At 55.6% G+C, this 21,752-nt stretch carries 13 protein-coding genes and 9 pseudogenes; 10 read left to right on the forward strand and 12 right to left on the reverse strand.

Translation table 11 applies throughout. From position 1 onward, the window contains the following. Positions 1-43 precede the first annotated feature (43 nt). From JVX98_RS07590 to JVX98_RS07610, 5 genes and pseudogenes are all read left to right on the forward strand, one after another. Positions 44-316, forward strand: a complete 273-nt coding sequence (locus JVX98_RS07590) for a transposase (RefSeq protein ID WP_371826513.1) — start codon at positions 44-46, stop codon at positions 314-316. Next, positions 283-751 (forward strand): annotated as a pseudogene (locus tag JVX98_RS07595) (transposase); the annotation flags it as partial. The gene JVX98_RS07590 and the pseudogene JVX98_RS07595, both read left to right, overlap by 34 nt. Positions 752-864: 113 nt before the next feature. Continuing rightward, positions 865-2,289, forward strand: a pseudogene (gene istA, locus JVX98_RS07600) (IS21 family transposase). Beyond that, positions 2,279-3,091 carry an IS21-like element helper ATPase IstB gene (gene istB / locus JVX98_RS07605; RefSeq protein ID WP_205236376.1) on the forward strand — a complete coding sequence of 271 codons (813 nt, stop codon included), beginning with the start codon at positions 2,279-2,281 and terminating at the stop codon, positions 3,089-3,091. The pseudogene istA and the gene istB overlap by 11 nt, the downstream one beginning before the upstream one ends. Positions 3,092-3,381: 290 nt before the next feature. Continuing rightward, a pseudogene (locus JVX98_RS07610) lies at positions 3,382-3,931 on the forward strand (transposase); the annotation flags it as partial. 333 nt (positions 3,932-4,264) lie between these two features. On the opposite strand, the gene JVX98_RS07620 reads toward JVX98_RS07610, so the two are convergent. From JVX98_RS07620 to JVX98_RS07635, 4 genes are all read right to left on the reverse strand, one after another. Continuing rightward, complete coding sequence (locus JVX98_RS07620; protein ID WP_205236377.1) at positions 4,265-6,040, reverse strand: sulfotransferase family 2 domain-containing protein; 1,776 nt, start codon at positions 6,038-6,040, stop codon at positions 4,265-4,267. Positions 6,041-6,151: 111 nt separating this feature from the next. After that, a complete protein-coding gene (locus JVX98_RS07625) occupies positions 6,152-7,627 on the reverse strand; it encodes a glycosyltransferase (protein WP_205236378.1) in 1,476 nt (491 codons plus the stop codon). 11 nt (positions 7,628-7,638) lie between these two features. Further along, a complete protein-coding gene (locus JVX98_RS07630; RefSeq protein WP_205236379.1) occupies positions 7,639-8,451 on the reverse strand; it encodes a DUF4422 domain-containing protein in 813 nt (270 codons plus the stop codon). A gap of 189 nt (positions 8,452-8,640) precedes the next feature. Further along, complete coding sequence (locus tag JVX98_RS07635; RefSeq protein ID WP_205236380.1) at positions 8,641-9,741, reverse strand: hypothetical protein; 1,101 nt, start codon at positions 9,739-9,741, stop codon at positions 8,641-8,643. Between the two features lie 641 nt (positions 9,742-10,382). On the opposite strand from JVX98_RS07635, the pseudogene JVX98_RS07645 reads away from it, so the two are divergent. After that, positions 10,383-10,752: pseudogene (locus JVX98_RS07645) on the forward strand (transposase); the annotation flags it as partial. 841 nt (positions 10,753-11,593) lie between these two features. On the opposite strand, the pseudogene JVX98_RS07650 reads toward JVX98_RS07645, so the two are convergent. Beyond that, positions 11,594-11,836 (reverse strand): annotated as a pseudogene (locus JVX98_RS07650) (IS110 family transposase); the annotation flags it as partial. Between the two features lie 53 nt (positions 11,837-11,889). Here JVX98_RS07650 and JVX98_RS07655 point away from each other — a divergent pair. After that, positions 11,890-12,731: pseudogene (locus tag JVX98_RS07655) on the forward strand (IS3 family transposase); the annotation flags it as partial. A gap of 70 nt (positions 12,732-12,801) precedes the next feature. Here the strand turns inward: JVX98_RS07655 and JVX98_RS07660 are convergent. From JVX98_RS07660 to JVX98_RS07675, 4 genes and pseudogenes are all read right to left on the reverse strand, one after another. Beyond that, positions 12,802-13,365, reverse strand: a complete 564-nt coding sequence (locus tag JVX98_RS07660) for a UPF0149 family protein (RefSeq protein WP_205236381.1) — start codon at positions 13,363-13,365, stop codon at positions 12,802-12,804. Next, positions 13,362-14,935, reverse strand: a pseudogene (locus JVX98_RS07665) (IS66 family transposase). Before JVX98_RS07665 ends, JVX98_RS07660 begins: the two are co-directional and overlap by 4 nt. Before the next feature lie 36 nt (positions 14,936-14,971). After that, a pseudogene (gene tnpB, locus JVX98_RS07670) lies at positions 14,972-15,325 on the reverse strand (IS66 family insertion sequence element accessory protein TnpB); the annotation flags it as partial. Next, positions 15,322-15,792, reverse strand: coding sequence for a transposase (locus JVX98_RS07675; protein WP_205236382.1), 471 nt, complete (start codon positions 15,790-15,792; stop codon positions 15,322-15,324). The pseudogene tnpB and the gene JVX98_RS07675, both read right to left, overlap by 4 nt. 86 nt (positions 15,793-15,878) lie before the next feature. Here JVX98_RS07675 and JVX98_RS07680 point away from each other — a divergent pair. Further along, a pseudogene (locus JVX98_RS07680) lies at positions 15,879-16,220 on the forward strand (transposase); the annotation flags it as partial. Positions 16,221-16,371: 151 nt separating this feature from the next. Here JVX98_RS07680 and JVX98_RS07685 read toward each other — a convergent pair. From JVX98_RS07685 to JVX98_RS07695, 3 genes are all read right to left on the reverse strand, one after another. Beyond that, positions 16,372-17,091 (reverse strand): ABC transporter permease, encoded by a 720-nt coding sequence (locus JVX98_RS07685; RefSeq protein ID WP_205236383.1) that lies wholly within the window; start codon positions 17,089-17,091, stop codon positions 16,372-16,374. A 100-nt stretch (positions 17,092-17,191) separates the two neighbouring features. Then, positions 17,192-18,247, reverse strand: coding sequence for a hypothetical protein (locus JVX98_RS07690; RefSeq protein ID WP_205236384.1), 1,056 nt, complete (start codon positions 18,245-18,247; stop codon positions 17,192-17,194). Between the two features lie 6 nt (positions 18,248-18,253). Beyond that, a complete protein-coding gene (locus JVX98_RS07695; RefSeq protein WP_205237025.1) occupies positions 18,254-18,907 on the reverse strand; it encodes an ABC transporter ATP-binding protein in 654 nt (217 codons plus the stop codon). A 229-nt stretch (positions 18,908-19,136) separates the two neighbouring features. Here JVX98_RS07695 and JVX98_RS07700 point away from each other — a divergent pair, with 229 nt between their 5' ends. Then, positions 19,137-20,435 carry a hypothetical protein gene (locus tag JVX98_RS07700; protein ID WP_205236385.1) on the forward strand — a complete coding sequence of 433 codons (1,299 nt, stop codon included), beginning with the start codon at positions 19,137-19,139 and terminating at the stop codon, positions 20,433-20,435. A 10-nt stretch (positions 20,436-20,445) separates the two neighbouring features. Beyond that, entirely contained in the window at positions 20,446-21,732 is a 1,287-nt protein-coding gene (locus JVX98_RS07705) for a hypothetical protein (RefSeq protein ID WP_205236386.1), read from the forward strand. The last annotated feature ends 20 nt before the right edge of the window (positions 21,733-21,752 follow it).

Consider the following 21,752-nt stretch of genomic DNA (forward strand, 5'->3'; position numbering starts at 1 on the left):
GTATTCGCTGCCGTCGCGGACATAAAGCAATTCGCCTTCGCTGATATTATCTTATCCCTCCGGCGGGAGAGCGCGGTTACTGGCGGAGGCTTTCGCGCCCGGCGCGGTGGTTTCCGAAGTTGCACGCCGCTTCGAGGATTCGACTGGCCTCATTTACACCTGGCGGCGGCAAGCCTTGGTACAGGAGGCCGACCCCGCCTTCGTGCCGGCTGAACTGCCCCCCTTTCGACCGGACAGTCGGCATAAGCAGAAAGGCTCAAGCACAGGCTTGAGGACAGGCTTGTGTCTAACGAGTATCGACACGTTGAATTGCTGACGGGTGATGTTCGCCGCAGGCGGTGGACAACCGAGCAAAAGCTGACGACCATTGAGCAGAGTTTCGAACCAGGCGAGACGGTATCTTCGACCGCTCGCCGCCATGGCGTCGCGCCCAATCTGCTTTGCCGGTGGCGCAGGCTCCTGAGCGAGGGAGGTGCTGCCGCCGTGGATTCTGACGAGCCGGTGGTCGGCACTTCGGAAGTGAAGAAACTGGAAGACCGCGTCCGCGAGTTGGAGCGCATGCTCGGCCGTAAGACGATGGAGGTCGAAATCCTCCGCGAAGCCCCTTCCAAAGCGGACTCAAAAAAAAACGGATATCGCGGCCGATCTTGTTGCCGAAGGACGGTTCGCGATGAAGGCCGTCGCAGACACGCTGGGCGTCTCCCGTTCCAACCTTATCGAGCGGCTGAAAGGCAAATCAAAGCCGCGTGGGCTGTTGGTTTCCACGCGGAACTGAGCCGGTCAGGCGCATAATTTCCATTGAGAATTGAGCCATGTGAACCTTCCCCCAACGCGGAGAGCGACGGGGGCAACGGAGTGATCCACATGGGACTTTTAAACATCATCCGTCGGATGGCGCTACGCGAGATGCAGTCGATCCGCGAGATCAGCCGGCGCACCGGGCTGTCGCGTAACACGATCGCAAAGTATTTGAACGCTGGCACGATCGAGCCGACGTTTACGTACCGGAACGGCCGAGCAAGCTTGATCCATTTGCCGACAAACTGGCGGCCTGGCTGAAGACAGAGGCCGGAAATCGCGCAAGCAGCGCCGAACACTGAAGCAGGTCCATGCCGACCTGGTGGCTCTCGGCTTTACCGGCTCCTATGGCCGGGTAGCCGCTTTCGCCCGCGAGTGGCGAGCTGATCGGCAACGTGAGCAACAGACGACGGGCCGTGGCATATTCGTACCGCTGTCATTCCGCCCAGGCGAAGCATTCCAATTCGATTGGAGTGAGGACTATGCCGTGATCGGCGGCGAACGCACAAAGCTTCAGGTGGCACACATCAAGCTATCGCACAGTCGGGCTTTCCTGGTCAGAGCCTACCTGCTGCAAACGCACGAGATGCTCTTTGACGCCCATTGGCACGGCTTCCGTGTGTTCGGCGGCGTCCCTGCTCGCGGCATCTACGATAACATGAAGACAGCAGTCGATCGCGTCGGCCGCGGCAAGGAGCGACAGGTCAATATCCGGTTCCTCGCGATGACGAACCACTACGTCTTTGCGCCTGAGTTCTGCAATCCCGCTGCGGGTTGGGAGAAGGGCCAAGTCGAGAAGAAGGTCCAGGATGCCCGACCGCGGCTGTGGCAGCAGATGCCGGACTTTCCCGATCTGCCGGCATTGAATGCCCGGCTGGAGCAGCATTGCCAGGACCTGTGCAGAGCAAGCGCGTCTCGCCAACATGCCTGATCACCTTCGAGCGTAATCGCTACAGCGTGCCTGCGTCTTTTGCGAACCGGCCCGTCAGCCTGCGGATTTATCCCGAGCGACTGGTCGTTGCAGCCGAGGGCAATATCCTCTGCGAACATCCGCGGATCATAGAACGCAGCCACGACAAGCCACAACGAACGATTTACGACTGGCGGCATTACCTTGCCGTCATCCAGCGCAAGCCCGGTGCTCTGCGCAATGGCGCACCCTTCATGGAATTACCACTGGCCTTTCGACAACTGCAGGACCAGATGCTTCGCCGCCCCGGCGGTGATCGCGAGATGGCCGATATCCTTGCTCTCGTTCTTCATCACGACGAACAGGTCGTCCTCCGCGCTGTGGAACTGGCCCTGGATGCCGGTGTGGCAACCAAGACGCATGTGTTGAACCTGCTGCATCGGCTGATCGACAGCAAAACCAGTGATGGTCCCGATATCGACACACCACAGGCGCTGACCTTGCTGCGCGAACCCAGGGCCAACGTCGAACGCTATGACGGGCTGCGTGTCCGGATCATGGGAGGTCGCCATGCGTCATGATCCCGCAAATGCCGCCGTCGTTATCATGCTCCGGAGCCTGAAGATGTATGGCATGGCCCAAGCGGTCGCGGACCTGATCGAGCAAGGTGCTCCAGCTTTTGATGCGGCCGTGCCGATCCTGCACCAGTTGTTGAAAGCCGAAATGGCCGAACGTGAGGTTCGCTCGATCGCCTATCACATGAAGGCTGCGCGCTTCCCTGCCTACAAGGACATCTCCGGATACGACTTCGCCGCCAGCGAGATCAACGAAGCCACCGTGCGCCAACTGCACCGATGCGAGTTCATGGACGGAGCGCATAACATTGTCCTCGTCGGCGGGCCGGGCACAGGCAAAACACACGTCGCGACCGCTCTCGGCGTCCAGGCTATCGAGCATCACCGCCGAAAGGTCCGCTTCTTCTCGACCATCGAATTGGTCAATGCGCTCGAGCAGGAGAAGGCGAAGGGCAAGACAGGCCAGATCGCCGAGACGCTGGCTCGTCTCGATCTGTTGATCCTGGATGAACTCGGATATCTTCCGTTCACCGAGTCAGGCGGAGTGCTGCTCTTCCACCTGCTGAGCAAGCTCTACGAGCGCACCAGCGTCATCAGCACCACCAACCTCAGCTTTAGCGAATGGGCCACGGTCTTCGGCGACGCCAAGATGACCACCGCTCTGCTCGATCGCCTGACCCACCGTTGCCATATCCTCGAAACCGGAAATGACAGCTTCCGCTTCAAGGCCAGCTCGGCCGCCGCGGCGCTAAAGAGAGGAGAAAAAGCCAGCCCATTGACCAAAGCCTGTTCAGAAAACCATACTTAGAGGTGGCTCACTTCTCGGTGGAAAAACCGGCTCAGTTCCGCGTGAAAACCAACAAGGGAAAGGTCCGCGACCTGGCGGCAATAGCGACTTCGCACCGTTCGAGACATTCGTCCGCGCGCTGGGCAAGCCGCCGTTGCGCTGGCTGCGGCAAGCAGGAAGCCAGCCGGGACCAAATCAGAAGCGCAGAGTTTAGTGCTCATCATACTGATTCCTTTGTGGAAACCAGCAACGCAGCATCGTTACGACTGCATCCAAAATGAATCAGAGCCAAAATTGGACGCCGGAACACAGGTTGCTGGTCACATAGCCGGCGGAAGTTCTACGAATTGCACGCGGCGAAGAGCTCGAAGGTCGCCACAGAGACGGTCGAGCGCATGGCGAGGCTCTGGGAAATCGAGGAAACCGTCCGCGGCCAAAGTCCCGAAGCTCGTGTCGTAGCGCGTCAGGAAAGTTCGGCGGTGATCGTCCGTGACCTCTTCACACCATGGCAGGCGACCCTGCCGCGGGTGTCGGGAAAATCCAAACTCGCCGAACCTCTCCGGTATGCCATATCGCGTCGCGACGTATTCGAGCGCTTCCTGACCGACGGCCGCATCGAGCTCGACTCCAACATCGTCGAGCGAGCTATCAGACCCCAGGCCATCACCAGGAAAAATAGCCTCTTCGCTGGTAGCGACGGCGGCGGCAGGACCTGGGCGACGATCGCGACGCTCCTGCAGACAGCAAAAGATGAATGCCGTCGATCCGCAAGCCTGGCTTACCCAGACACTTGAGCGCCTCGCAAATGGATGGCCCATCAGCGATATTGACGCACTCATGCCGTGGAACTACGCCGCCTGAACGGCCCCAGCTTGTCGCTTACCATGAAGGCGGTTAGAGCGGCGATCGTCTCACCCTGGTTCAATGGGCAGACCGAAGGGCAGATAACCAAGCTCAAGCTGGTAAAACGCCAAATGTACGGACGCGGAAAACTCGATCTTCTTCAAGCCCGGCTGATCGGTGCAATATGAAAGCAACACGCCAAATCTGCGTCAGAGCCAAAGTTCTGCGCTGATTGACAGACTAGCGCAATATCGTCTTCACCCAAGTAAAAATTATCTAACAATTCGAGGTGTTGTTCGTATTCTTCGCTGACCAACGGATAGAGTACTTAGGCTATATTGTCTTCAACTGTCATCGAAAGGCTCCTTTCGCATGCCAGAAATAGTTGACGAAAACCTCGCTGAGCCCCCAAAGCTCATATGTGCTTATGATCGTTTCGTAGGAGAACGGGTCTTTACCGTGAACTGTGAGGCCGCTATTAAAGGAAACTAATGACGCAACAAGGTGATCGACGCCGGTTTCACGCGAATTTGCTGGCCACGCCACTGGCCTCATGCACCATCGACACTCAGCCGTTACCCCCAGCATTGCTTGGGCCGTATGCACCCCAAGAATATCAGCAAAACGTCGTTGGTAGTGCATGTAAGCCATACGCTTGCCGTTCCAATAGTGCACTCGATTTCTCCAGTCGTAGGCGATCGGAAGTGCACTCGCGGTACCGCCTACACCGTTGTGAGGGCCATAGGTGTGGACAACGAATGGAATGTATACATATTCAGAATTGTCTGGGCGCGCCCATGACAGCGGGTGTTCGTGAATGTGGAAGCAAAAAAACTTCTCCTCGTCCAAGTCTGTCAAAGATTCTACGGCATGCAAGTCCCACTCGGCCGTTTGCCTCGTCCTTGCAGTGATGCCAATCTCTCGGCTGAAACCGCTTGGATCTCTATCCAATCTGTCCAGATCGGACGCATATGCTGCCGCGAACGCACTGCTATCCCGTACGAAAACAAAGCACGTCGAAGAGGCATAGAACCCCTTGCCGTGGAAATCTGTCGCCAGTTTTCGTGGATCTTCATTTAGAACAAGGTCGGCATCGATGTGCAGAAAGGGATGCCCCGACGCGTGTTCTGCGCAGACCAACCATCGCATGAGATTCTTGAAAAAGAAATCGCCGTCGTAGCTGCCGATGATCAACGGCTCATAATGTACCCAAAGATTCCGATAGCGTTCTACAAGCCCTTGGAACACTGAACTCTTATCGTGGACGTGGCAATCAAGCTCCCGCAGTTCTTCTATTACGCCGGAAAAGTGTTCAAACCCATCGATGACGAGAACATCAATACGACAGAACACCCCTTTGTTTCTCTGCGCCGCAGCCCGCTGCTTGAGCGCCAATTGGTGTTTGACGTACTCTGGAGATCGCGCCCAAACTACGGAGTAGACGTTCATGCTGGTAGCAACGCTGTCCTGCGACACGCTCTCATCCAGTGAATATCCAAATCTGTCAAAGTCTTTCGAAAAAGCTGCGGCGATGTAGCTCGCGGTCGGCAGGTTACAAACGTTGCTAGCGTGGACGCGTTCCCAGGTGATGTTATCGAGTGGGATAATGCGCGTCTCGGCGCCGACATGCGCCATCATAGTGTCGAACCCGACTTGCAGTTGCTCCTGTCGAATTACGTAATCAACGTCTTGAAGGTGCACCCAACTGACGGTTTGCCCATCAGGCGGCCAATACGCCCGCACAAACGCATCGAAGTTGTTGGTCGAGGCAAAACGGTACATTTCCAAATTCCGCCGGACCCACTCTTCTGTCGTTTCTTCGCCGTACCGTTTGTAACTGTCGATGGCGAAATAATAGTTGGACAGCAACCAACTGACGGGATGGCGTGTGCCACCGACTATGTAGAGTTCGTCCACCTCTTCTTGCGAGAGGCACCCGGCTTGCACTAATTCCCTAACAGTCGAATGCTTCGTGTGACAGACCAGCTCACCTGACGCGGAATAGACATCGTGCTCTGGCAGCCACTCGCCTCCATAATGCTGAATAAGAACATTCGCTATCGCTGTGCAGCCCGTTTTGGGTACGCAGAGAAAAAGCAACTTCAGATCGCGGCAAATGACAGGCACAGGCTCCCCCAAAAATCTAGGAGAATCCCGTAGCAAGGAGAGTAGTGGGGCGCAAGCACTTGTCGAACAGTTTTGTAGAGACCGGGCCTGGACTGCGATCCGGCCCTGATTTCAATGCTCCACCTTGAGAATCGTAAGATCCTTGATAGCAACTGCCGTAAAATGCCTGGCCGGGACGGAAGGATCGCCCTCAACCCAGGCTTTAAGAACGTAACGTCCACGCGGAATGTTTAGTTTCAGCTGCTCATACCGCATGTTTACTGGGACAACTCTACGCACGAACGCCACTAACTGGCCTTGCAGAGTTTCAACCGCGACGTTGACCGACACGTCGCAATTGCGCTCCTCTTGTTCGGTGAAGACAGTCCCGTAAAGCGCGGAGATCTCGGCCTGGACATCAAATTCGATACTCGCGACACAGGGTTCCCGATGATCGGCATAGACTGGAGACCCAAGCACCAGATCTGTCCCTCTTACGGTTCCTGCATCCCAGCTCTCGCCTGGATATCGGTCTATAGAGAACTTGACACGGCCGGGGCGAGCTAGTGAAAGCGATGATCGGAGCGCATAGTCATCCGCACCTTCACTTTCGTGAAGGAGCTGTTGTTCCTGAAGAAAGCTACGGAAGGATACGTGATCCATGATTTCGCGACCGAAGAGATAGACGCTCATGAAGTTCGCCGGAATCCAGGAGTGGCGCGGCCCAAGGTTCCTAAGATCAATGTTGCGGCAAACCTGCTGCAATCGCGGAAGAAACTGACGCGCGAAATCTCGATCCTGAATCAGCGACTTCCTAGCCTTTATTGGGATGTAAACGGTCTCCAATACTTTGCGGAGCGACCACTCTTCGTCAAGTTCACTGCGCAGGCCAGCTTTAATGAGATGACTTTCAGCCACACGCAATGCGTGTTCTACTTCAAGGCCGAGAGTGCGGCCACCTGACAGTGAGCCTTCACGAACCCGATAATAGTAGTACGGGCTGGAAAGTGTCGTAATACGCTTAGAGGCAAGGAGCGTCTGCCATCGATAAGGAATATCTTCGCAATTTTCCTTAATGAACGAGATTCCGTTCTCCTCGATCAGCGATCTCCTGTACAGCTTATCCCAGATCGGAGTAGGGGTTGCGAAGACGTCACGGTTTTCTCGCCACGAAAAGGCTTCGGTCGAATTTGCCAAAGAGGGCGGGAGGTGAACCAACCGGACCTCGGTGTCATTCTTCATCGCCTCAAAATAGGTGCCGATAACGATATCGGCGTCGAAACGTTTGGCGCGCCGGAAAAGGCCATCAAGCATGCCCTTGTCGAACCAGTCGTCGCTGTCCACATGTTTGATGTATTCGCCCTTGGCGTACTTCATGCCTTCATTGCGGGCAGAGCCAAGTCCGCCGTTCGTTTTGTGGTAGAGCGAGAAGCGACTGTCTGCTTGAGAAATCTCAGACGCAATCTGAGGCCCGTTGTCGGTTGAACCGTCGTTGATCATAATAACTTCGAAGCTGTCAAGAACTTGATCTTGCAGACTTTTTAGGCATTGCTCAAGAAATCCGCCCACATTGTAAATTGGTACGATAACTGAAACGCTGGGGGTCATATCGTTGAACCTTAAGAAACCATATAGTGCTCAGGGAGTTTCCCGAAAAGGCGCTGCTTTTCCAGAATATTACGCCCCTTTCTTCTTGAGATTTCGACGAAAATGTTGAAAATTCGCTCACCAAGAAAGCCGAAAATCCGCTGATTTCCATATTCTTTCAAATATAGAGGGGAGGATAGATCGACGCGCTGCTCTACGTAAAATAGAATACTAAAAAGCCACTCCATGTATTCACGAAATACTTCTGCTCGCATTATGTACATATGGCAGAAGTAGCCTTCTTTGCGCTGTATGGTCTCCTCCGCGACTTTTGAGTGTTCAGGATATAGCTTGGCTATCCCTTCAAGCGCCAGCTCGAGATCTCGGATATGGTGCAACGCATCGTAATGATTGTAAAGCGATGTAGCTTCCCGCCACTCCGGAGGGCGTAAGACGGTCTCTATGACGGGAGTTACGATATCACTGCCATGAACTGAGTTATAAATACTATCCTTGTCCCAACCAAAACGCGCGATATTCTCCTCAGAAAAATCGTGGAAACTCTTTTCAGACCAATGCACAGATTCTGGATATTGATCCGGGCCAAAGTTGAAAAATCTTCGATAGTGAAAAAAACCAACATACTTTGGTAATCGCGTATTCTTCCAAACCCAATACATGGGCGTGATCTCCGCGTAAAACGGATTTCGCGCCGAAATATTGTCCTTGGTATCGTCGCCCGAAATAGGAAGTCTATAATGAATTGCGCTTCCACCCTGAATCGCTTCAAAGTGGGGAAGCTCCGGAAAGACTTTTGCGTTATGGCTTACAATGTAAATCTTCAAGGGGTTTCTCATGAAACTCATAATATGTTTTCGTGCCTTGCCTTGATAAAGCGGCCCTCTGATATCATAAATAGCGGTTGAAGCAAGGCGATATAAGAGTGTTTAAAGAACGCCGTCTGCAAAAGACGTGGGCCTGCATTCCAGTCTACTACGACGCTGGGCCAGTCGGTATTTTCTGAGGCAACACGTTCAGTCAGCAAACATCGAAGGGCTATGCCACCGTTCGCGTGAGAAGAGGAGCCCCATGCCGTACTGCTCACACTCGGTAATGATGTCGCGCATGTCCCAGTGGTTGACTTTCGTCCGATCGGGATTGTGCGATACATCGTGCAGCAGGCGAATGAATGCCGGGTATTTGGTATCTGGAAGCTCGCCGTTGAGGAAACGGTATACTTTATCCTTAGTCAGTAGATTGCGATAGACGTCATCATGCGCGGTCAGTTCCCGTAGGAGGCGATGGCATCCAATGACATAGTGCAGTTGTTCCTGGTAATGCATGAAGGCTAACGGATATTCGGAAAAGTAGTGAGTATCGTTGCTGAAGGAATATCGCACGCCGTCTCGGAACCTATGAAATTCAGACTCTAAATAGCGGCCCAGAGGTGGGTTGCCCCAGGCGTGAGCGATGAACGGCGGACTTGCCAGTTCTGGGCGTTTGCCAGCCGGTATGCGATACAGGCCAGCGCTGTGTACCGCAAAGGCCGCGATTTTTTCTTCGTCAAGATCAAGGGTTGAATTGATCGAGGACAGGCCCCAATGACGGATATCGTGCTTTCGGGAGACGGCTTTGATATGCTCAAGACCAGCGACCGCGTCGGTGTTGAGGAGATCGACTATCGAAGTGTACGAATTCATGAAATCATCACTAATCTGAACGAAGCACGTGCTGTCCGGATAGTAAAAATCGCACCGAGAGCGCTCGAGGGCGTCCGTCGCACCGGAATTGATAACGATATCGCCGTCAACGCTAAGTTTCTTGCCAGTTAAGAATTCATTCAAAACGAACCATCGCATGGTATTCTTGAAGAAAAACCCCCCGCGTGTATCGTGTGAGAATATCCTTCTTATTCCGACGTATTTTTTTTCCAAATCGGAGAAGAATGGTTCGCAATCTATAATTTCGTACCCGAATCGTCCTGCGCTTGTTTGCTTGAAAAGCTCATAGCCGTGGAGACAGAGGAGTTTTATTTTAAAGCCGCGCCTGTGATGCACTCGTGCGATATTATCGATCGCAAGTCTTGCTGATATATATTTTAGATCGTCGGCCCAAACTACAACGCCAATGTCCAAGGTAAGTCTCCCGTGGTATGCCTTACGGGACCCCTTCTATATCGATCTTCGGCACGGGCGCAACTTAGGAATTCCAGCAGCGGGCAGGAGGTCGCGGATAGATATCATCGCGGGGGGGCGCGTGTGATGTAAGCGGCAAGCAGACCCCGTCTGGAGCAGGGGGTGGCATCGGGCTTGTTCGTGTGCGTTCAGGGAATGAGCGTTGGTATGAATAGCTGTGTCCGAACATAGAACGTTCCATATGATCGAAGCCGTTGCGGATCGGTTGTAGGGGGCGCCGCGGCTGTTTCGACCCTGGTCAGATGAGTTCAAGGCTCAGGCGGTAGCTGCTGGGGCGAGCGTTTCGGCGGTGGCGAGACGCATCGGCATTGATCCCTCGCAGTTGTTCACGTGGCGGCGCAATGGCCGTCTGAAAGCTGAGGCGGTCGTCGATACGGCTGGAAGCGACCGTTCCAATGTGGACATCATCTTCGGGGACGCCGTGATCCGCGTGGATGTCGGTATCGACGAGTCTCACGTCGTTAAGCTGATCCGCGCGGTGCGCTCTGCACTGCACGAGAGCGATCGGGTCGGGCGTATCTCCCGCTGCGGTGACGTGATGACGAGAACTCTGCTCTACGAGGCCGCTCATTCGCTGCGTAGTAATGGCATATCTAGGCTTGGTACCGTCAGAAAGCTCGACGGGCGAACGCGTCAAACGTGGCGGGATCACCAAAGCGGGCAACGTCCGGGCGCGCCGCGCGCTCATAGAAGGGGCTTGGACATCTAGAAGGGGCTTGGACATATCGCTACCCGGCGCGTGTGAGCCCGGCGATCCAGGCTCGGCTTGTAGGCCTGCGGAAGGTAGTCCGGGACATAGCGTGGAAGGGACAGGTTCAGCTTTGCACGCGTTATCGCAGGCTGATCAGTGCCGGCAAAGCAAAGACAGTCGCGGTAGCCGCTATCGCGCGAAAAATGGCGGCTTTCCTATGGGCGATTGGACAAGAGGTTGCGCCACTCGGGAAGTCTTAGACCGATAGTCAGCCCAAAATAGGCGCGCCAAAATCATCTGTTTGTTGAACAAGGTTGGAGGCAGGGCCCCGGTGGGGAACCCTCGATACTCCTATGTGGCAGAGACATCCAGGCCCGACACTAGACAGAGGCAGCCCCAGACGAACATAGGGAAATGAGGTATCCAGCCCGCGAATGAGAGTATGCCGCCGTCGTCGAAACGCCCTGTGTCCTGCTTTGTTCAATAACTCCGAGCGTTTGCCGTTCGTCGCCAGACGGAAGGGGGAAGCCATGCTCGGCTGACTTGCAAACGAACATAAGAGGAGGAGTCATATGACGAAGCATCCGATTGAAGTGAAAACGTCTGTCGAGCGCCGGCGGCGCTGGTCCCGCGACGACAACGAACGACCTCGTTGCTGCCTGCCTTGAGCCGGGCGCGGTGCTCTCCGAGATTGCCCGCGCGGCCGAGATCCACGTCAGTCAGCTCTTCCGTGGGCGCAAGGAGGTTTGCCGCGTTGAGGAGCCGTCGATGCAGAGGGTGTCAGTACCGGAACAATACTCCCCACTAGTGCCGTTTGAATCTTCCCCATATGTGGAACCGCCCAGTTAGCACGGTGTTTTTTTCGCGCGCCCTCCCGCTGGCGGTGCGGTCATATGTCCGGCCTGTTAACGCGGTCTATGACCGCTGGCCACGATGAGATCCGCGACGCCGATCGCCTTATCAGTTTGTCGCCCTCGATGGCGCACTGGGAAAGACGGTCTGATCGGCGTCGGGATTTAACACATTGGGTTCATCACGCATTTGGCAACTTGCCACTTGATCCGGCTGCAAAAAGCCGGAACCTCTCCTTCTATGTTCTCACTACATCGCCAGCATCTCGTACGAACCGCCCTTGACGAGAAGCGCCCAGATTGTTCGAGCGATCATATTTGCTAAGGCGACAGCTGCAACTTTGTAAGGCTTTCGTGCCATCAGCGAGACGATCCAAGAGGGGAGCGTCACTCCCCTGCGTGCTTGCTTCAGGATCGATGTCGCACCGACGATCAGGAGCGTTCGCAACTGTTTGTTCCCGCGTTTCGATATACGGCCCAGCTGACCTTGCCCCGTTGAAATAATCCATTTTGAAGTAAGCCCTGGCCGATTGAGAGGACCAGGGAATGAAGCGCAGTCGTTTCACAGACGAACAGATCATCGGGATTCTGAAGGAGCACGAGGCGGGTACGCCGGTCCTGGAGCTTTGCCGCAAGCACGGCGTCAGCGATGCCAGCATCTATAAGTGGAAAGCCACGTTCGGCGGCATGGAGGTGTCGGAAGCCAAGCGGCTGAAGACGCTGGAGGAGGAGAACACGAGGCTGAAGCGGCTTTTGGCAGACGCGATGCTCGACAATGCCGCCTTGAAAGACCTTTTGGGAAAGAGGTGGTGACGCCCGCAGCAAAGCGGAGAGCTGTCGCGCATCTGGTGAACTACCATCGGATGAGCGAACGGCGGGTGTGTAAAGCCATCGGCTTTTGCCGAATGACGATCCGTTACGAAACCAGACGCGACGACGATCATGGCCTTCGCGAGCAAATGAAGGCGTTGGCACATGAACGCCGCCGCTTCGGATATCGATTCCTTCATGTGCTGCTCAGGCGCGAGGGACACCTTGTGAACCTCAAGAAGCTCTTTCGGCTCTATCGGGAGGATAAGCTGACGGTGCGCAAGCGTGGCGGCCGGAATCGAGCGATCGGCACCCGAGCACCGATGCTGATCCCGATGGCAGCCAATGACCGTTGGTCGCTGGATTTCATATCGGATCAACGCACCGATTTACGCAGGTTCCGGATTCTAACGGTCGTCGACGATTGCACCAGGGAATGCCTGGCTCTCGTCGCCGACACGTCGCTCTCCGGCCTACGGGTGGCCCGCGAGCTGGATCGGATCATCGAGGAACGTGGCAAGCCCAGGATGATCGTCAGCGACGACGGCAGCGAATTCACCAGCAAGGCGATTTTGCAAATGGACGGATGTGAGGGCGACGAACAGCCCACTGCTTTCGGCGTTGACGGAACGGCAATAGCGATTTTTCTCAGAACTTCTGCTTTGCCCGCTTCGGCATAAAATAGGTTCGTATATTGGCGAGTGCTTCGGCGACCTCAGCAGCATCCTGGCGGGTCGCTTTCCGTTTTGTCTCGCCGAGCTTGCGGATGGGCGCGATGATGTCGCCAGTGACGGCATGAACTCGAAGAACCGGCTGCCAAAGCCTCGGCGCGTATCCTGTTCCCAACAAAAAGCAGAGGTCCCAATCGAAGGGATCAAAGGTTTGATCATCGAGCCTGGTGAACCTGGGCCGGTAGTCTTTCGGCGTTTCGGCGAGGCTTGCCGATATCCGGTTGTATTCCGCAACGATGGTTTGCACGGCCCGATGCTCGGTTGTTTCCATCGGCAGGTTCAGGGCCTCCGGGCCAGTCAGCTCCGGGATCCACTGACGTGGGTCGATAAACTTCGGGCCGATGATGAGAGCCGTGAGATAGCCATCGAGACCGCTCATCGACCAGATCGGCGACACCGGACGACGTGCCCTGATGAAGGCTTCGAACGCCTCGTCATCGAGCTTCGGTCGTGCCGTTGTCTGTTGGTTGTTCTGTGTCATGCCGCCCGTTGCTCCTGACCTGCAATGCTCTCGCGGTCGGCCTTCCAGGCCCATGAAAAGAGTGTGTCCATCTGCTTCGCGGTCACCTTGCCGGAGATGATGCGTTCCAGCACATCGTCAAGCCAGACCTCGGGGTCCACACTATTGAGCTTTGCTGTGTTGACGAGCGATGCCAGGACCGCAAAGGTCTTGCCACCGCGTTCATTGCCCACGAACAACGAATTCTTCCTCGTCAGAGCCACCGATTTCATCGAACGCTCGACCACATTGGAGTCCACTTCGATCCGGCCATCCTCCAGGAAGGCTGCCAGTCCGCTCCAGTGATTGAGCGTGTAGGAGACAGCCTTGCCCAACGCCGATTTTGACGACACCTCTTGGCTCAGTTCCGTGAGTTGGGCCTTCAGTTCGCTTATGACGGGCGCTGCCTCGCGACGCCGTACCGTGAGCTGGGTATCGGCACTTTCACCGCGCAGTCTCGCTTCGATACGATAGATCTCGGCAATTCTGGCCAGGATCGACAGCGCCTCCGAAGAACCAGTCAGCTTGACGACTTCGACGAACTTGCGTCGGGCATAGGCAAGGCAGAAGGCCAGTCGCATCGGGGCGACATTGCTCTTCCCACGGCGCTTGGCCAGAGTTTTATAGGCTTGGTAGCCATCGACCTGAAGTACGCCGGCAAACGACAACAATTGCCCCTCGATCTCGCGAGCGCTGCGGCTTTCGGAAAAGTATAGGCGACCGCGGGCGGCGCCGGACCATTCCACGGGCGGTCATCGACCGCCTAGGCCACAACTGACAGACCTTGGTTCGTTTGCGCCCTGGATCAAGCCGCGGCAGCGGGGTCTCATCGCATAATACCCTCGGCTGGGAGCGGATAAAGGCTAGCAGCGCATAATAGAGAAGCTCAAGCCACCAGGCGACCCGCGTCACCCAAGCCCCGAGCGTGCCGCGATCGATGATCACGCCGCAGGAGGCAAGCATCTGCGCCTGGCGATGCAGCGGCAAATGCCAGGCGAACTTCGAAACGGCGACATGGGCGGCAAATGCCGCCATCCATTACGCGCGCCGGCGCCGAAGCCTGGACCATGACGCTCTCGCAGGCCCGGCATGCATAGCGCGGCCGAATTGTCCGTTTCACCCGGACAACCGCAGGCACGATGTCGAGCGCCTCGCTGACATCCGTGCCGATACAATGAGGTTCGAACGAGCAGCACGGACAAATCTTGCTCTCCGGCTCGATGAGCTCTTCATACCGTGGGAGATGATTGGGCAAACGACCGATGTTGCGCGACGGCGATCGCCGCTCCTGCTTTGTCACCTCGGCGACGGGTGCAACGTGGTCATCGGCCGCCGCGGGAATGTCGCTGAGATCGCCAAGCTCAAGCATCGCCTGCGCCGGGTCGAGAGCCGTCATCTTCTCCGATTTCGGCCCAAAGAGCTGTTGCTCCAGGAAGGCAATGCGCGCCTTGAGGTCGGCATTCTCTGCATCGAGCGAGAGAATGATCCGGCTCAATTGCGCGGCATCCTGAGGTAAAGGGTCGGGTCGAAGCGGCGTGGCAGACCCTAGCACATGATCCTGAATCGTCAAGCAAATCCAATAGGATAAGCCCGCTTTCTTTGGCCGCTTTACGGTGTTTCTCTTGACCCGCGTCCAGTCAATACCGGCCAGCAAAAGTGAGAACTCCTGGCTACTCATCTGCATCGCGCCATCGCGGATCGGTGGCCAAACGAACTTGCCTGCCTCCAGCCATTTCGTCGCCAGGATCATGCCTGATCCGTCCCAATAAATGCAGCGCAGGCGATCGCACCGCTTGGCGCGGAACACAAACACGTCACCACAATAGGGATCGGCCGCAAGGGCTGATGCCACCAGCGCAACAAGGCCATTTATGCCGCGCCGGAAGTCGACAGGCTGCGTCGCGACCATGATCTTCACGCCATTCGGCGAAAGTCCGATCACCGGCGTGCTCGCAACGCCGCCACGATCGCCTGCGCCAACTCGGGCGCCACCGAGCCGATCACGGTCATGCGCGCGCCGGCAATCTCGATCTCAATACGACCCGTGGCGTAGTGGGGGACATCCGACGGCGAGTTCTCGGAAGACGTTCGATCGCCAACCACCGTCACCGGCACGAACATTGCCTGCTGCGCGCAGGTACTGGCAGAGCGACGAGAGGTCAACCCAGATTCCCGACGCCAGACGTTCAGCAAGCCGCGATTGGCGCCCCAGCGCCTGGCAACGGCCGAGATGTTCACGTCGGGCTCTGCGCTTTCCGCAAGGATCCGCGCCTTCTCCTCGTCAGTCCAATTCCGCCGCTGGCGTCGACCGGTGATCACCTCGATCCGACGATACCTTCCCTCATGCCTGGCCTCATGCATGCCTTCATCCATGACTTCAAGCATGGCATCAGCGCGATCTCCAACCATCCTGTTCCGCTGCTATCGGTGAAGGAGCTTATCTCGCGGCCTCGATCACAAAAGGAAAGGTGGGCTGTTCGGAGCGCTCACGGACGGATCGGAGCAAGGTGGATTGGCACTACACCGCGCCGGGCAAGCCGATCCAGAACGCCTTCATCAAAAGCTTCAATGGGCGGCTGCGCGACGAGTTCCTGAATGAGACGCTCTTCACGTCACTGGCCCACGCTCGATCAGCGCTTTCAAACTGGCGCAGCGACTACAACGATCACCGACCGCACTCCGGCCTCGGCTGGCTGACACCTGTCGAGTTCGTTCAGACCAACAACCCGCGACGTGATTCGGTGCTGCGCAGCCGAAATGGCTCCGCACCGCAACCCGCCGCTACCGCCCCAAAGACAGCAACCAAAAAAACCCGCAGCGAACTCAAAACTGGATAAAACTTGGGGGCAAGGTCATTCCAACACAACGATTCTGGTACACAGATGTCTTCGAGTGGGGGGGCGGCGTCCACCCCATCGCTTACGACTTTCGTTGGATTGGCAAACGTGGGGCGGCACTTCAATCCAAGATGGAAAGCCGCGCAAAGTGTTAGTTCAGCTTGCCTCGAAGGAAGCGCTCCAAGCTAAACCCAATCACCAGCAATGCAAGGATAACTCCAATTAGGTAGCGCTTGTCCAAAAGCCCCTCGTGGTAGGTTTCGTAATAGCCCGATCGCACCCACTCAACACAATGGGCGAGAGGATTGAAGTAGATTATTTCGGATACTATAGGTGGCATTTGGCTTGGCAAAAAAAGCGCCCCAGAACTGATATACAGACCAACAGCTGTCAGCACACAAGCCTGCAGCCAGTTTGTAACGAGTCGCGAAATAATCGCGTTGGGTAGGCAGAAAGCGAGGCTGAACAACATTGTCATGCCAATCCCGCTGAGTGTTTTGATTGGGTTTTTCGGAACAATGTCGGCTCCGAACGCGAAAAGTGCCAAAGCTAATACGGTGATCACGATCAATGAGTTTACTATTTCAAGTAAGGCGCGAGAAATGACTAAGTCAATTGGATTTACCCGAGGGAATACTAATAGTGGGCGGTTGTCGTCGATCGCTAGAATGTTTGAGCGTACGGGGTAGAGAAACAGCATAAAGGGTAAGATGCCAGATGCGTAAAAGACCATCTTATCCGTCCCCAGAAGTGCTGATCGCCCCATCGCACTGTAGAAAGCAGCAAGTGTTAAAAGGTGAAATAGCGGCATACCGATAACACGTAGGTAGCTCCAAGCCGAGCCCATCATTCGAGCTCTGACATCGCGCAAGATGAGTGCTCCCAGAATACCCGCGTAGGAACGCGCATTTGCCTGAAAGGTTGCGAACTTAATGCGAACCGTATGCCGAAAATGAACCCGTGGCCGACTCTCAACGCTTTTCATGGCTATCCGCCTTGTCTATCGATCGCTCAATGTAGTCATACAGTCGGACGTCGTTTCTTAGTAGCTTTCGTACAGTGGCGGAGCGCCGCAACGCCGCTTCAAGCTCGGACGCCGCCGCAAGGGTCAAAATAGAGACGTCACTCAAATTCAATGTTGGCATCACTGGCGAGAGCGCGCGTTTGAAAAGTTCGAAGCGTGACCCGATACCTACCACCGAGAATGCGGAAAGATTGCCCAATGCGATAGGCACATGCCGCGGTTCTGGTTCCTCGTTCGGATCGCACGCTAAGCCTCGGGTTACCGGATCGCGGATTGCAGTTCGTTGTGCCTGGCTGAGGTCTGCAAATACGGTACTTATATCGTTCGTGGAGAATTCTCTCAGGTTCTCTACGCACTCAAGCAACGACGAGTAATGCGGTGGCAGGGCTTTGACACCGTTGGCGCCGTGCTTTGAATCCAATATTGTTTTGACGACCAACAATCTGTTTGCGAGTTCTGTGAATGGTTCGACGATGAGAGCTGCGACGCAGTAGTCAAGCGCTATAAGCTTGCGGTAGTGTGTCGCAAGAGCTAGCCTTCCTTCGGAAAAAATTGACCCAATTGCGTCATTTCCGAGCAGCGCAAGCGCAGAGTCTATACCAAGCTCGTCTATTGATAGATAGCTGACTAAGAATTGATCGCCTAGCTTGCGCTTGAAAAGACGCGAAGGCACAGGCAGGTTGTTGTAAATCAGAAGTTTTCCAGTTTTGTATTCCGTGCTTTCTGATCGCCGGTAAATAATCCTCTGATTTGCTAGCTCTGTAATCTTGAGATCATAACTGGACGAAAAGCCTGGGACGTTTCGGTCATCGAAGCGAAAGCCCACCAGTCCCGTTTCGTGGAGTCTAGCGTCTACGAGATCCGGCCTATATACGTTGGCTTCGAGTACAACGGCGTTTATGCCATTAGTTTCGATACGAAACTTTGGGACAACTGTAGGATTGTCAGGCGTCAGCCATCCGTCCACGAAATCCGGTGTCGCGTAATCAATGTGAAAATACATATTCGGCTACCTGTTGAGAATGCGGTAAAACTCAATCGCTTCACCCACATCATCGTACAGGCTCAGCCTCCCGTTCTCTAAGACAAGACAACGATCGCAGTAGTCGCGGATCGTTGCCATGTCATGTGAGATCATTATGAGATCTGAAGTTTTCCTCCGCTTATCAAACTCGTTCCTGCAACGCTTTTGAAATCGAGCGTCGCCGACCGCGAGGACCTCATCAATAAGATAGCACTCAAAATCGATAGACATTGATAAACCAAACGCGATCCGCTGCATCATGCCGGAGGAGTACGTCCGGACTGGTGCATCCATATAGGCTCCTATCTCGGAAAAGTCTTGGACAAAGTCGATTACTTCACGCGGTGAGTGATTGTAGATGCGTGAAACAAAGGCGACGTTTTCTCGACCGGTCATCTCGGGGTGCAGGCTGCCGGCAAACCCGAGGGGCCAGGAAACGTTGCAGTGCCGGCGAACGCGTCCGGCGTTTGGAAGCTCGGTGCCTGATATCAGCCGCATAAGCGTCGATTTACCGGCGCCGTTGATGCCAAGGATGCCGTAACTGTAGCCGCGCTCGAATGACAGGTTGACGTGATCGAGGATGATCTTGGTCGTTGCCGGCGTCTTGTAAAACTTGAAGACGTTATGAAATGTTACCATCAAGGTCGCGGTACCTCGTTAACGTCACGCAGCTTGCAAAAGAGATGCATACGTGGCGTTATTCGGCAAATTTGTCAATTTTGGTTCGGCGTTGACGTGGCTGTGGCGTCGTGAGAAAAGCGCAGGGTCACCTGGCGCGGTTAGTTCGCATTTTGAACAAACTGTGTGCTATAGGGGCGAAGCAGTGACATGCTGACTTGGCCGCGAGGAAGTTCGTACGCTTGGGACTATGACGACAGAGGTTGAAGAGCAGAGTATCGCTGCGCCAAGAATGGCGTCGGACCGGCATGGCGACGTGGTGGCGGTCGACGAAAGCGGAGCCGTGCTTGCGCAACGCATCTCGCACGCGCTCCTTCAGGCCGCTACGGCAGCTCGTCAAGAGCGCACGATTACCGGCGGCCGCGGCGGCTTTGGCGCGCGCGAAGGCAATCGCCAGTTCAGGCGTCTGCTGACCGGGATATGGATCACGGTCTTCGCAATCCCGTCGTTCTTGTCAATCCTTTACTTCGCCTTTGTGGCTGCTGATCAGTACCAGGTTGAAAGCCGGTTTGCGGTCCGGGCGACAAAATCGCAGGTCGGCGACCTGATCACGTCAGTCACCGGGGCCTCGGCTGGCGCTTCAAAAGCGGAAACCGCTATCGTCTCGAAATATATCACCAGTGAAGCGATGACGCGCGACCTCGATCAACGCGTTAACCTTCGAAATTTGTATGCCGCACCCCAGGCCGATTATCTCTCCCGTTTCGACCCAAGCGAGCCGATCGAGGATCTGCTTTCCTATTGGAAGTGGAAAGTCGACGTGGCGGAGGAGTCGAGCACTGGCATCATAACGATGAAGGTGCGCGCCTTCACACCGGCTGACGCGATGGCGATTTCGAACGCGGTGCTTGAGAGAACTGTGTCATTGGTCAACGGTCTGTCCGAGCAGAACCGGCGCAGCCTTCTTGAGGTATCCGAACAGCGGTTGGATCGGGCGCGTCAGAAGCTTCTTGGCATCGTTCAGAGGATGGCAGGTCTGCGCGACGCAAGCGGGGTTCTTGATGGAGATCAGCAAGGCCAAGCTCAGCTGAAACTCGTCACGCAGCTGGAGCTGAACCTTTCGAAGTTGGTCGCCACGCGGGAATCATTCAGCAACCTTGCGTCCAACTCGGTCAAAATGCGTACGCTGATTCGCCAGATAGAGAGTTTGGAAAAGGAGATCGAGCGCCAGCGTGCCAAGCTCACGGATGTTGGACGTTCTGGCTCTGGGGGCGCTCTCTCTGGTGTGCTTGGCGATTTTGAAGCGCTCCAGGTCGAGCAGCAGATAGCCCGCAACGAATACATCACTGCAGCCGCGTCCTATGAGGATGCTCGAATTTCCGCCATGCGAGAAGAAATGTATTTGAGCGTATTCATGCGACCAACCGAGCCGGAAAGCGCAACCTATCCTAAGCGTTTCCTCTATGCGTTGATCGCGGTTGCCCTGGCCGCATTGGCCAGCTTCGCGCTCGTGACGACTGCCAAGGCCGTCCGGGACAACCGGGCGTAAGGCGAGGGATTTGGCTGTGTTGAAGCGACTGATGAACAGTGGTGGGCCTCGGAAGCCCGCGCCCTCCAGCGGCGATCTGATAACACAGCAGCAGCTCCAGCAGGAAATGACTGAGCTGATGAAGGACAAGCCTTCGTTGTTTGCACCAACGAGCGCGCCGGCAGTGATGTTGGAAAACCTGCAGGGTCTCTACCAGCACTCGACTCGACTGATGGTTACTTTCGCAGCCTGTGTGCTCGTGCCAACGCTGCTGACCGTCGGATACCTGGCATTTTACGCATCCGACCAATATGAAACGGAGATGAGCTTCACCGTTCAGCAGGGGACGAAGTCGCAGCGTTCAGTAACGGGGGTGATGGCGCTGGCGGCGCAGATCAGCGGCTTTTCAAGCACAAGCCAGGAAACCTTCATGGTGCTTGAGTATCTGCGCAGCGCCGCGGTGGTTCACGATATCGGTGGCGCGGCATTTCTTGAGCCGATCTTCGCAAGAAACGATATCGATTACCTTGCACGAATGGACCAGAAGCTGCCGATCGAAGACATCGTCGAGTTCTGGCGCGACAAAGTCATCCCTGAACTCGATGCGCGATCGGGCATCATCAACCTCAAGATCCGGGCGTTCTCCGCGGAGGACTCCGAGCTTGTGGCCAAGAAGCTGCTGACCTTGACCGAAAAGCTGGTGAACGGCATCAGTCTGCGCAGCCGCAACGACACCTTGCAGCGGGTCGAGCAGGACGTAAAACGCAGCGCGAACATCCTCGCCGAGACGAGACTCAAGCTATTGAGCTTCCGAAATACGGAGCAATCGATCGACCCGGTGCAGGATGCGGAACAGATCAGCATCATGATTACCGATCTGACACTCAAGCGGATCGAAATCGAGACTGAACTCGAGACGATGACCAAGCAGTCATCTGGGAATTCGCCCGCAATTCGGGTAAAGAAAGACCAGCTCGATGCGTTCAACCAGCAGATCACGAAGCTGGAAGCACGCCTCACTGGTTCGGTGGGCGCTAAGGACACCGTTTCAAGCAAACTGATAGAATACGAAACGCTGCAAACCGAACTCGCTTATCGCGAGAAGCTGTACAGCATTACACTGTCCGGCTATGAGCAGGCGCGGGAAGAGGTAGAGAAACAGCAGATATTCGTAATTCCGATCGTATCGCCGTCTGTCGCCGAAAGCTCGACCTACCCGAATTTCACCGAGACCACGGTATCCATTTTCATGCTTTGCGCCGCGTTGTGGTCGGTTCTTGCGCTGACGATCGCCGCCGTCCGGGATCATTCGCTCTAGGGAACTCTAGCCGCCATTGT

Origin of the sequence: Ensifer sp. PDNC004 (assembly GCF_016919405.1) — a bacterium.
Taxonomy (GTDB): domain Bacteria; phylum Pseudomonadota; class Alphaproteobacteria; order Rhizobiales; family Rhizobiaceae; genus Ensifer.